This window comes from Bacillus capparidis, assembly GCF_017832095.1.
Taxonomy (GTDB): domain Bacteria; phylum Bacillota; class Bacilli; order Bacillales; family Bacillaceae; genus Bacillus; species Bacillus gobiensis.
In genome coordinates this window covers 160021-173263 of sequence record NZ_JAFDST010000007.1, presented here as the reverse complement: position 1 = coordinate 173263, position 13243 = coordinate 160021, and the positions used below count along the sequence as shown (strand labels likewise).

At 37.8% G+C, this 13243-nt stretch carries 6 protein-coding genes and 1 pseudogene; 6 read left to right on the top strand and 1 reads right to left on the bottom strand.

Annotation, left to right across the window (positions count from 1 at the left end):
• The first annotated feature begins 150 nt into the window (after window positions 1–150).
• The gene (locus JOC74_RS21335; RefSeq protein WP_053602001.1) at window positions 151–1356 is read left to right on the top strand and encodes a chromate transporter; all 1206 of its coding nucleotides are present in this window, start codon (window positions 151–153) and stop codon (window positions 1354–1356) included.
• Window positions 1357–1797: 441 nt separating this feature from the next.
• Here the strand turns inward: JOC74_RS21335 and JOC74_RS21330 are convergent, their stop codons facing one another.
• Complete coding sequence (locus tag JOC74_RS21330) at window positions 1798–4353, bottom strand: glycoside hydrolase family 31 protein (protein ID WP_053602002.1); 2556 nt, start codon at window positions 4351–4353, stop codon at window positions 1798–1800.
• A 650-nt stretch (window positions 4354–5003) separates the two neighbouring features.
• Here JOC74_RS21330 and JOC74_RS21325 point away from each other — a divergent pair.
• The 5 genes and pseudogenes from JOC74_RS21325 to JOC74_RS24390 all read left to right on the top strand — a co-directional run.
• Window positions 5004–5444 carry an Rrf2 family transcriptional regulator gene (locus JOC74_RS21325; protein WP_053602003.1) on the top strand — a complete coding sequence of 147 codons (441 nt, stop codon included), beginning with the start codon at window positions 5004–5006 and terminating at the stop codon, window positions 5442–5444.
• Window positions 5445–5672: 228 nt separating this feature from the next.
• Window positions 5673–6581, top strand: a complete 909-nt coding sequence (locus tag JOC74_RS21320; RefSeq protein ID WP_053602004.1) for an alpha/beta hydrolase — start codon at window positions 5673–5675, stop codon at window positions 6579–6581.
• A 233-nt stretch (window positions 6582–6814) separates the two neighbouring features.
• Window positions 6815–8212 carry a SulP family inorganic anion transporter gene (locus JOC74_RS21315; RefSeq protein WP_053602005.1) on the top strand — a complete coding sequence of 466 codons (1398 nt, stop codon included), beginning with the start codon at window positions 6815–6817 and terminating at the stop codon, window positions 8210–8212.
• Between the two features lie 83 nt (window positions 8213–8295).
• Window positions 8296–10176 (top strand): molecular chaperone HtpG, encoded by a 1881-nt coding sequence (htpG, locus tag JOC74_RS21310; RefSeq protein WP_053602006.1) that lies wholly within the window; start codon window positions 8296–8298, stop codon window positions 10174–10176.
• A 1607-nt stretch (window positions 10177–11783) separates the two neighbouring features.
• Window positions 11784–13178: pseudogene (locus JOC74_RS24390) on the top strand (glycoside hydrolase family 68 protein); the annotation flags it as partial.
• Window positions 13179–13243: the final 65 nt, after the last annotated feature.

Sequence of the window (13243 nt, the reverse complement as noted above, 5' to 3'; positions counted from 1 at the left end):
CTGAAAAGATTTACAAAAATAAAATCATTTTTTTATGTTTTTTGAAATAGGAGTTTGGTACGATTATTATCGCTCAAAGATTATCGCTCAAAATATACGAGCTAGTTAAAGAAATTAAAGGAAATAGAATTTGGAAGGGAGAATAATAGTGTGGGAAGTAAAGCGTTAAATAAAGAAAATGGCGGGGCTTCCATTCGATCTTTGTTAGAAATATTAATCGTTTCAACAAGACTTGGTTTGACTTCTTTTGGAGGTCCAATTGCCCATTTAGGATATTTTCATGAAGAATATATTCGCAGAAGAAAATGGATGGATGAAAAGAGCTATGCTGATTTAGTCGCTTTATGCCAATTTCTCCCCGGTCCTGCCAGCAGCCAGGTTGGTATTGGCATCGGAGTCATGCGTGCAGGTGTAATTGGTGGAATCGTTGCTTTTCTTGGCTTCACATTACCCTCAGTTATTGCACTCATTATGATGGCATTAATTTTGCAAGGACTGCAAATTGGAGATGCAGGCTGGATACATGGATTGAAAATGGTTGCTGTAGCAGTTGTTGCACACGCCATTATCGGAATGGCGCAGAAGTTAACCCCGGATGTAAAACGAAAAACGATTGCACTAATCGCATTAGTAGTAACGCTATTATGGCAGACGGCATACACACAGGTGGGGATCATTTTATTATCTGCAATGATTGGATATTTTATTTTTAAACAGCCTGAAGAAAAAGATGATTCCAGAATTCATTTCCCTATTTCACGTCGTTTTGCAATTTTTTGCTTATTATTATTTTTTGGATTGCTTGTTGGTCTCCCTATTTTGAGGGACATTACTTCATTACAATGGGTTGCTATGGTGGATAGCTTCTATCGCTCAGGCTCTCTTGTGTTTGGAGGAGGACATGTTGTCTTGCCGCTTCTTGAGCGTGAATTTGTACATCCTGGATGGATAAGCAAAGAAACCTTTCTTGCCGGATATGGCGCTGCACAAGCCGTTCCAGGTCCGCTATTTACATTTGCAGCATATTTAGGGACGATCATGAATGGCTGGCTTGGCGGGTTATTAGCGACGGTTGCCATCTTCTTACCAGCTTTTCTACTGATTTTTGGCACACTGCCATTTTGGGAAAGTTTACGTCGAAACGAAAAAGTTAAAGGTGCACTAATGGGCGTCAATGCAGCAGTGGTGGGGATATTAATCTCTGCATTTTATGAACCAATCTGGACAAGTTCTATTCTGGCACCAATTGATTTCGCCTTCGCTGCTATCTTATTTAGTATGCTGGCTTTTTGGAAGCTGCAGCCGTGGATGATCGTAGTCTTTGGGGCGATTGGCGGATTTCTTATCAACCTATAAATAAAATAAGGGCTGGTTCGTCAATTTTATACTGACAATCCAGCACTTTATTAATTAGTTGTCATCAGAATTTTGTTCCACAAAATCTAGTATTCTCTCATTTATCTCGTTCGGAAATTCGCCATGCAACGTATTAAAGAAGGTTTGATCTGGAAAGTTTAGAATGAATTGTTCATGATGAAGGATCAGAACGAATTTTATTTCTTGTGTCACTCATCGCAGAAGGCGGGGATGAACAAACAAATAATCTGATAAAAAAATTAATTTTTTTGTGAGATGAATAATGAAAGATGGCGGTATTATCCAAAGCAAGTTGTAGGAAAAAAGCATAGGAGTTATGTGAAGATGAGGTAATAACCAATTTGTATCTATATTTGAACGATTGTTTTCAAAAAAGACGAAGGGACTAATCACTAGAGCGATTAGTCCCTTATAAAAAAATTAATTAAATTTGATCTGGACTTTTTTGCTTTCTTCTACAGGAATATTGATATAAATCGTTTTGGTTTCTTCATCGTAGAAATAGGAACGTTTAGTCTTTGTCATGTCTTTTAAAGAATCAACTGCTTTATAATTGTTGCGTGCTGCATATACTTTTTCCGGAGCTTCTTCATTATTGAGCTTAAGCGTATATTGCTCAATGTCAGAATCGAAGCGATCAGCTTCCATTGATTTCTTGAATTCGATTTTGTTTCGTTTTTCTTCAATGCTGAAGTTTGTTATATCGAATTCGCCTTTTTTGTGGTTAAGCGATTTGCCGTCGTCTTCGTAGAAGCTATAGTTTGCTTCGTCGTCTACGTAAGTATCAAGAACAAGGTTTGTTAATTCTTTTTCACCTGTGTATTGCTGTACCTCGCGAGTTGGTACGATTGAATCTTCTTTCATAAAGATTGGCAAATGATCAAGCGGAGCATCGACAGTAATCGTTTGGCCGCCTTTATATTCTTTTTTCGTCCAGAAATCGATCCATGTTTCTCCTTTAGGCAAGTAGACCTTACGGCTTGTTTGACCTTTCTTGACAACCGGAGCAAGCATCATGGAATCACCGAACATAAATTGGTCGCTGACGTTATAGGTTTTCTCGTCTTCTTGGAAGTGATAAACAAGCGGCTGCTGAACAGGTTTGCCCGTTTCGGAAGAGTCTTTAAATGCATTGTACAGGTATGGCAAGAGCTTGTAGCGCATTTCAATATACTTTTTCGAAGTTTTTTCTGCTTCCGGTCCAAATCTCCAAGGCTCCTGACCGTAATTCTTCGGATCCGGCATGTAGTGAATCCGGGAAAATGGAAGGAAAGCGCCGACTTCGATCCAGCGTGTGAAAAGTTCGCTGTCCGCACTGGATGCGAAACCGCCAATGTCATTTCCGACAAAGGATACTCCTGATAATCCGATATTCATGTTCATCGGCATGGACATTTGCAAATGCTCCCAGTTGCTTGTATTGTCTCCTGTCCATATCGCTGCATAGCGTTGAGAACCTGCAAACATATCACGCGTTAAAATAAACGGACGTTCATTCGGTTTATACATGGACCATGCTTTATGGGTTCCTTCGTTTTCTCGATGGCCAAACAAATTATGGAATTCTGTTGAGTAAATTTTGTTTTCATCTGATCCAAAGTAAGTATCCAGCGGCATCGTGTTGTTGTGTTTGTCGTCATCCCTAAACACAGACGGTTCATTCATGTCGTTCCAGATGCCGTCAATTCCTGCATCAAAAAGGGGTTTATGGCTTTTTGCCCACCAATTGCGAACTTCTTCTTTTGAAAAATCAGGGAACACGGAATCGCCTGGCCAAACCGGACCCACAAAATTGCTGCCGTCAGGGTTTTTCGCCCAATAATCTTTCGCTGTTCCTTCCTTATAAACGCTGTAATTTTCATCTTTCTTTACACCAGGATCATTAATAGCAATGGCATGGAAGCCTTCCATCTGTTTTAATCGCTTCAACGCATCTTTGTATTTTTGATCCCACGTAAATACCCTGTAATCTTGCATGTAATCAATGTCGAAATGCATCGTATCTAACGGAATCTTTTTCTCCCGGTAGGTTTTCGCGACATTCACAATCTCATCAGGTGTATATTCCCATTTGCTTTGATGAAGACCCAGTGTCCATTCGGCCGGCAGATCCATTTTTCCGGTAAGTTCTGTATATCGATCAATCACGTTTGAAATTTCCGGACCGTACATGAAGTAATAGGTGAGCGGGCCGCCGTTTGCATAGAAGTAATAGTAATCATCCGACTCACTGGCCATTTCATAGTAGGAACGATGCGAGTTATCAAAAAGAATACCGTAAGCTTTTTTATCCTTCAGACCCATAAAGAAAGGAATGGAAGTGTAAAGATACTTTGTATCCTTTGAATAGCCGAAGGCATCCGTATTCCACATTCCGACACTTTTGCCGCGTTTATTTAAGTTTAATCCTCCTTGTTCCCCGAAGCCGTAAAAGTTTTCCTCTTTATTTGTCTTTTTAAATACGTACGGCTTTCCATTTTCATATCCTGAGGAAGCGCCATTTTTCATGTAATCTTCATTGATGACGTTTCCTTGCTTGTCTAAAAATTTCACACCAAACTTGGATTTATTGATTTTAATCGTAAGCTCTTTTGTTGTAATCGTATACTCATCTTGTCCATCCGACGTTTCGAAGCTAGGTGTTTTCCAATCCTTTTTATGAATGGCCGGAGAATCAAACTCCTTTTGCCCATTTTTTAAAACGGAAACTTTCGCTAGATCTTCTGAATATAGACGAATGAAAGCCTTATATTCGCCTAAATCAAATTGAACGCCATTCTTTAAATTTTTGACACCGGTTACAGTAAACGTTTGCAAATTATCCTTATTAAGGGGAGTATCCGGTTCAGGCTGAGCTGCCGGTGTTTGCCCCCCTGCTGGCGCCGCAAACGTTGTTGTAATGGTTGAAGGCAAGGATACAACCATTACTAGAGCTGCTGCAATCATGACTCTGAATAATTGTGTAAGTTTTAGCATACAATCACCTCATCGAATAGAATTTTAGTACGTACTTAACCTACCAATTCCTTCAAAAATGAACAATACGACGAATGATAGAAATTAAGAAGATTCCTTGTACCTATCCAATTGTTAGCGCTTAATTTTCCGGAGATTTTGGTATAATTGTCAGAGTAAAAAAAGGGACGAAGCGACGGATAATTAATGAAAATGTAATATATGAGAGGTCTTTAGTAATAAGAGTAAACGTTTTCTCTATTTAATTTTTTTTGGAGGAATTATTGAAATTATGAGCTGAATAATTAAGTAAGGAAACTGTTCAACTAGATAAATGACGTTTTTAGTACGAGGAGATGGTTTTATTTAGGAGGTAATGTGATGAAAAATTAGTATAGCGTAAACGATTTCTAAACTGACTTTTTCCGAAAACACTAATTGGCTGCTGAAAATGACAGTATACTGATTTGGTTTTTGAATTGTTGGGAAAAAGAGCTACCTGAATGTCGAAGGGAGAGGGTAGGTTCGGTTTCGCTGTTATACGTTATAATAAACGCATAAATCTTTATAATCATTTTGTAAACTGGCGAAGCGATTGCTGATATTTTTTACAAATGGATTGACTATTTCTTTCGTTGTAATTATACTTGTTACAACGAAAGGGTGATTCCATGAGAATTAGCAACCGGTTCACGATCGCCGTTCATATGTTATCTCTGATAGCGGTCCGTACAGACCTTCTTACTTCAGAGCAAATCGCGGACAGCGTAAATACGAATCCTGTGATTATCCGTCAAATCAGCAGGTTACTAAAAAAATCAGGATTGATTGATGTGAGAAGGGGTTCGGGAGGAGCATATTTATTAAAAGATGCTAGCGATATTTCCTTATATAATGTATATAAAGCAGTTGATGTCGTTTTGGAAGGCGAGCTTTTCCACACTCATGAAAATCCGAACCCGAATTGTTGGGTCGGAGCAAATATTAATCAGGTTCTGGAGCTTTTTTTATTAAAAGCGCAAACAGCCATGGAGGATATACTAAAGGAAGTTTCAATACAAGAAATAACTGAGTTTATTATCCAAAAAAAGAATGCTTCTCAGGAAGCATAATCTTTTTAACAATGTTGTAATATTTTTGTTTACAACGGGTTGGAGCTATTGCCGTAAAATATCAAATAGGTCAGCTTCTCTCATTGTTGTAATGGGTTTGATTACAACGAAATCATTCGTTGCCATTTTAGGAGGTGAGGAAAAATGAAATAAATCCCGGCACAGCAAATTGAGAAATTGCTGCACACCTTTTATTTTTAAGATTACATTTGAGGAGGAGAAAGGAAAATGGCGGATATCAGCAATGCAGATTCAGAAATTAAAGTTCTAGATTGGGAGCAAAACATTAATTCCTATGTCCAATTGATTCCAAATATTGAGTTTTCAAACGTAGAGGGTACGTCATTGAAGCTAAATTTATTAGTATATAGAAACCCTATGGATGCGTTATTTAACAGGGATGGTAACCAAGAAAAATATCCTTTGATTATTTATTTGCAAGGCAGTGGATGGGGATGGACGGAGCAGGATACTTTTGGCTTCTTGCCGCAGCTTGTTGATTTTGCGAAACAAGGCTACGTCATCGCGAGTGTGCAATACAGAGGGAGCAGCGAAGCTATTTTCCCTGCGCAAATTCAGGATGTAAAAACTGCTGTACGTTTCTTAAAAGCAAATGCCTTCCAATATAACATTGATCCACAGAAAGTAGGTGTATGGGGAGATTCTTCAGGCGGGCATTTGGCTCTTTTACTGGGATTAACAGAAGGAATTGAAGAGTTTGATGGAGATCGGGAATATCCCCACGAATCTACTCACGTTCAAGCTATTGTAGACTGGTTTGGTCCGACAGAAATCCTCACCATGAGCCAATTCCCGTCAGCCTTTGACCATGATTCTCCCCAATCGCCGGAATCTAAGCTTATTGGCGGGGCTGTTCAGGAAAACAAAGAGAAAGCGAGAAAAGCTAGTCCAATTGAATACGTGCACCCTGATGCACCACCCATTTTAATGATGCATGGGGATCAAGACGATGTCGTACCATATGAGCAAAGCGTACAATTTTTTAAAGCACTTAAACAAGCAGGAAATGACGCAACCTTATATAAAATAACAGGTGCCGGACATATAGCTTTTACTCAACCCCACACGCTTGAAACAGTTAAATCATTCTTTTATTCACATTTGATAGAGTCGTAAAACAGTCAGCCCTATGTTTTCGAGCTTATGAAGTCTGCTTAATCAGAGTGTCTATATTGGCACTCTTTTTTTGCATACTAACTAACACATATTTATGGTAATCATGTATCGATTCTTGACTGTATCATCCGCTTATTTCACTTATCTAAAAATTGATGAATATTTCAATTTCACATATACTGTTTACGAAGATGTTGTACATAGCTATTTATCAACAGAAACGGAGAAATGAAATGACTGTTTTGCAAGATATAAAACCTAACTTTACCAGTATACGTCTAAATGTAATGGCAGGTATTACAACCGTTCTCGCACTAATCCCAGACTCCTTGGCTTTTGCGTTTATTGCCGGTGTGAATCCGATGATCAGCATTTATTCGACCATCAGCATCCTAATACTCATTTCAATTTTCGGCGGAAGGCCGGGAATGGTCTCAGCAACTGCCGGCTCAATGGCGGTATTAATGACAGCTCTGGTGGCTGAAAATGGTATCGAATACTTATTTGCTGCAACGATACTTACGGGAATTATTCAATTATTGATGGGAGCATTTCGACTAGGGAAGCTCATGAGGTTTGTGCCGCATTCGGTTATCACTGCATTTGTTAATTCTCTTGCTATTCTTATTTTTTTAGCACAGCTGCATTACTTTGAAGATCAATCCTGGGGAATGTACGTTATGATTGCTGGAACACTCCTTGTAATTTATTTAATACCGAAATTTACCTCGGTCGTACCGTCGCCGCTTGTTGCTATCGTGATTATGACGCTTGTCTACTCTTTTTTACCAGGAGGGAATTTGCAGACAGTAGGTGATCTGGCTAATTTATCAACGTCTCTGCCGCTTCCGCATGTTCCGAATATTCCTTTTACCCTTGATACGCTTTGGGTAATCCTCCCAACGTCTCTGTCACTCGCAATTGTCGGATATGCAGAGACTTTACTTACGCAATCAAAGATTGATGAAATGACGGATACGAAGACGAGTAAAGACAAGGAAATAAGAGGACAAGGGATTGCAAATACAGCCACCGGATTCATCGGAGGGATGGCAGGCTGTGCATTGGTTGCTGAATCCTATCTGAATGTGAAAAATGGTGGAACAACAAGGCTGTCTACGATCGTTTCAGGGGTTGTGTTTCTATTATTTATTTTTGTATTTAGTGATCTTGTTTCTATGATTCCGATTGCTGCACTCGTTGGAGTGATGTTTTATGTATGCAGCGAAATTTTCGATTGGGACTACTTACGCAATATCCGGAATACCCCGATCTCCGAAGTGGTTATCATGGTCACGACGGTACTGGTTGTTCTCGCTACACATAACCTGGCAATTGGTGTGCTCATTGGTGTATTGCTAAGTGTCTTACAATATGCTTATAAATCTGCAAAGCTGGAAGTAACGAACGATTGGAACGGGGAAGAAAAGGTCTATCACGTAAAAGGGCAGCTCTTCTTTGTAACGGCAGAGACTTTGAAGGAAAAGATTGATTTGACTGATAACTCGAAAATGGTTTGTATTGATCTAAGCCTTGCCCACGTATGGGACCATTCCGCTCATATGGCTTTGGATAATATCAGTTCCAGTCTTGTTGATAAAGGGAAAAAAGTAAGGTTTCACGGCTGGTAGAATATATTGACAGCAAAAACATTCTATGATATTAAAAAAGTGATTATCTTTAAGTGCTTGTTGTAAAGAGAGGAGATTCTTTAATGGAAAAAATACAATTTAAAGCAGAGTCTAAACGGTTGTTAGAAATGATGATTAACTCGATTTATTCTCAAAAAGAGATCTTTTTAAGAGAGTTAATTTCAAATGCAAGCGATGCAATCGACAAAATCTACTACAAAGCTTTAACCGATGACACTTTAACGTTTGAGCAGGGCAATTATTACATAAAAGTGGATGCTGACAAGGAAAATCGAACGCTAAAGATTTCTGATACAGGAATCGGCATGACAAAAGAAGAGCTTGAAGATCACCTTGGAGTGATTGCCAAGAGCGGCTCGCTTGCCTTTAAAAAAGAAAATGAAATGAAGGATGGCCAGGATATCATCGGGCAATTTGGTGTCGGATTTTATTCATCCTTCATGGTAGCTGACACGGTTACCGTCATCACAAAAGCACTCGGCAGTGATGAAGCGTATAAGTGGGAATCTCAAGGTGCGGATGGTTACACGATAGATACGCATCCAAAAGAAACTGTGGGAACAGAGATTATTTTAAAAATCAAAGAAAATACAGAAGATGAAACGTATGATGAGTATTTAGAGGAGTATCGTTTACAATCGATCATAAAAAAATACTCTGATTTCATTCGCTACCCGATTAAAATGGACGTGACTGAAAGGAAGCCGAAAGAAGACAGCGAAAATGAATTTGAAGATATACAAGAAGAAAAAACAATCAATAGCATGGTTCCAATCTGGAGAAAGAATAAAAATGAGCTTAAGGACGAAGATTACGAGAATTTTTATTCGGAAAAGCATTACGGGTTTGACAAGCCTTTAAAGCATATTCATATCAGTGTTGATGGAGCTGTGAGGTACAATGCCATTTTATTTATACCTGAGCAAATTCCGTTTGACTATTATTCAAAGGAATTTGAAAAGGGATTAGAGCTTTATTCGAATGGCGTATTAATTATGGAAAAATGCGCTGATTTGCTTCCGGATTATTTTAGCTTCGTTAAAGGAATGGTCGACTCTGAAGACTTATCACTTAACATTTCAAGAGAGATTTTACAGCAAGACCGCCAGTTGAAGCTTATCGCGAAAAACATTAAGAATAAAATCAAGAGTCAATTGCAAGGATTATTAAAAGACGATCGTGAGAAGTATAAAAAGTTCTATGAATCCTTTGGAAGACAGTTGAAATACGGGGTATACAGTGACTATGGCAGTCATAAAGATGTGCTGCAGAACTTATTGATGTTCTATTCATCCAAAGAGAAAGAGCTTGTCACTTTAGATGAATATGTATCAAGAATGCCTGAGGATCAAAAATACATTTATTACGCTTCCGGAGAAAGCCATGAACGGATTGAAAAACTGCCGCAGACGGAAATCGTAGCAGAAAAAGGGTATGAAATTTTATATTTCACCGATGAAGTGGATGAATTCGCAATCAGAGTGCTGACAAATTTTAAAGAAAAAGAATTCAGATCTGTCTCAAGCGGTGATCTAGGAATTGAAGTAAAAGAAAGCGAGACGGATACAGAGTCAGAGGAGAAGGACAACAAAGACCTCTTTGAATATATGAAAACGACGCTGTCCGGCAAAGTAAAGGATGTACGGGTATCAAAACGATTAAAGACCCATCCAGTCTGTTTATCCACTGATGGCGAAGTAAGTATCGAAATGGAAAAAATCCTGAAATCGATGCCGAATAACCAAAACATTCAAGCGGAAAAGGTTTTGGAAATTAATACGAATCATGAAGTGTTCAAGTCATTACAGGAAGCATTTGAAACTGATAAAGAAAAAGTCAATTTATATACAAATCTATTGTACAATCAAGCGCTTCTTATTGAAGGATTGCCGGTCAACGATCCCGTCGAGTTTACAAACGACATTTGCAAGATCATGGTGTGATAAAAAAAGATTTATGAAAATCTAATAAAAGTAATTGATAATCAATAAAAAGCAGGGGAATTCCATGAAGGATTCTAGCCTGCTTTTTTATTAGCTGCAAAGAAATAAGTTCTCTAAAGCCCTCGCTATGATATAGAAAAGCCATCTCTTTTTCATACTTCATTTCTAAATAATAAACATTAGTTACAGTTATTTATATATTTATATAAATAATAGAAGATACTCTATTAGATTTCCATTTCCTTTGTAATAGTAAGTTAGAATCAGATTTTGACGATTTCTTAGGGAAATAGACTATTAAAATAAACAAATTAATGGTAATATAAAGACTTGAAATTAGAAAAGGAGAGATCAATTTGAAGAAGGTTTTTCTGCGCGCATTAGCTTTTAGTTTATGCCTAGTATTTAGCTATGCATTCTTACATACTGCAGCTGAGGCTAAAACACAAAAAACAAGTAGTTATTATGTAGTAAAAACGTCGAATCTATATGACACAACCACAAGCAAAAAACGAAAAATTACTACTATCCCTGTTAATACTAAACTTTCAACGACAAGTTCAAAGTCATCTAGCATGTATAAAGTTACATATAAGGGACGGACCGGATACGTATATAAATCGAATCTTGCTGATAAAGCAAAACCGGTCACGAAATATATCGTAAAAACATCAAATCTATACTCTTCAAATACGAGTAAATCAAAAATACTTGCGTCGGTTCCTGTCAATGTAAAACTATCAACGACGAGTCCTGTTTCTGATAAAATGTACCAAGTGAAATACAAAGGCAAAACCGGATATGTTTATCGCGGGAACACGGGAGACAAGCCGAAAGCGGTTGAGAAGTATACTGTAAAAACGTCAAATCTATACTCTTCAAATAAGAGTAAATCAAAAATACTTGCGTCGGTTCCTGTTAATGTTAAACTATCAACGATGAGTCCTGTTTCTGATAACATGTACCAAGTGAAATACAAAGGCAAAACCGGATATGTTTATCGTGGGAACACGGGAGACAAGCCGAAAGCGGTTGAGAAGTATACCGTAAAAACGTCAAATCTATACTCTTCAAATAGCAGTAAATCTAATATCATCACGTCAATTCCTGTTAACCATAAGCTGACAACTACTAGTCCAGTATCTGATAATATGTACCAAGTGAAAATTAACGGTAAAACAGGATATGTTTATCGTGGGAATCTAAGCGGCAAGCCAAAGGCTATTGATAAGTTCGTTGTAAAAACAACGAATCTATATGATTCATACAAGGGGAATAAAAAAATAATCGCGTCAATTCCTCTAAATAATAAACTAACAACGACAAGTCCAGTGTCTGACAACATGTACAAAGTTACATATAAGGGGAAAACGGGCTATGTTTATCGTGCGGATCTGGGAGACAAAGCGAAACCTATCACTAAATATGTAGTCAAGAAGTCAAATTTATACGATACAACTTCAAGTGATAAACGAATTATTACTTCAATTGATATCAATAATAAAGTAACTACAACGAGTCCGGATAACTCCAGTATGTATCAGGTAACTTATAACGGAAGAACGGGATTTGTCTATCGTTCCAATTTAGGTGATAATTTTGTCTCCTATACAAATAAATACAATACCTCACAAATCACTAGGTATGATATTTCCCGGATTCCTTTTCAGGAAAAAAATTCTCAATATAGAATGCCTAATTTCAATGCTGATGAAATAGCCAATATTCCTTCAGCTAAAAGATATTCAGATTCTGAAGCACCAATTGATTTGGATGTATGGGACAGCTGGCCGCTTCAAAACCCGGATGGAACTGTTGCTGAATATAACGGCTACCATATTGTATTTGCTCTTGCTGGCAAGCCAAGAACGAATGAAACATTTATTTATATGTTTTATCAAAAAATCGGAGAGACTTCGATTGACAGCTGGAAAAATGCCGGACGAGTATTTACGGATGCCGATAAATTCAATGCAAATGATCCGATTTTAAAGCATCAAACGGAAGAATGGTCAGGCTCAGCTGCATTAATCGATCATAAGATCCGCCTTTTTTATACAGATTTCTCAGGCAGCATGGCTCTTGGCGGCACTGGTGATAGCAAACAAACTTTAACTACAGCTCAAGTAAATGTTGGTTTACATGATGAATCATTAACCATTGACGGTGTACAAGACCATAAATCAATCTTTGATGGTGATGGGAAAATCTATCAGAATGTTTCTCAATTTCATGATGAAGGAATGTTTTCTTCCGGAGATAACCATACTTTGAGAGACCCTCATTATGTAGAGGATAATGGCCGTAAATACCTTGTATTTGAAGGAAATACAGGATCCGATAATGGTTACCATGGAGATTTATCTTTATATAACAAAGCATTTTACGGTGGAGATGATTACTACTTTCAATCAGAATTTCAACGTATTATGTCTAGTCCTAAGAAAAAGTTAGCGACATTAGCAAACGGTGCTCTGGGCATTATTGAAATCAACGATGATTTCACACTAAAAAAGGTCATGAACCCATTAATTACATCCAATTTGGTGACAGACGAAATTGAACGTGCGAATGTCTTTAAATTAAAAGACAAATGGTATCTATTCACAGATACAAGAGGTGCGAAAATGGGGGTAGATAACATTTCGCCGAATATGATCTATATGTTGGGGTATGTATCTGACTCATTAACAGGACCATATACACCGCTTAATGATACTGGTCTTGTCATCGCGTCTGATGAAGACTTCAACAGCCGTACCTTTACGTATTCGCATTATGCTTTATTGCCAAAGAATCCTAACGACAATAATGTAGTAGTAACAAGCTACATGACAAATCGTGGAGCATCTAGTATCAATCATTCTACATTTGCTCCTAGCTTCTTGTTGAATATTGATGGAGATAAAACCTATGTCCGTCAACACGACATTCTTGAACAAGGACAATTAACTACAGATACTCCTACAAGCGCTAATGAAAGTAACTATTCAGGGAACTAAAGTGTTCTTAAAAGTGTTTGTAAATTAAAAGATAATTAAAAGAACCGCAGAAAACTTTTTAAAGT

What these genes read in the sequence shown, in the direction of transcription:
- JOC74_RS21330 (WP_053602002.1), bottom strand. Translation starts at nt 4,353, where the DNA reads ATGCTAAAACTTACACAATTATTCAGAGTCATGATTGCAGCAGCTCTA.
- JOC74_RS21325 (WP_053602003.1), top strand. Translation starts at nt 5,004, where the DNA reads ATGAGAATTAGCAACCGGTTCACGATCGCCGTTCATATGTTATCTCTG.
- JOC74_RS21320 (WP_053602004.1), top strand. Translation starts at nt 5,673, where the DNA reads ATGGCGGATATCAGCAATGCAGATTCAGAAATTAAAGTTCTAGATTGG.
- JOC74_RS21315 (WP_053602005.1), top strand. Translation starts at nt 6,815, where the DNA reads ATGACTGTTTTGCAAGATATAAAACCTAACTTTACCAGTATACGTCTA.
- htpG (WP_053602006.1), top strand. Translation starts at nt 8,296, where the DNA reads ATGGAAAAAATACAATTTAAAGCAGAGTCTAAACGGTTGTTAGAAATG.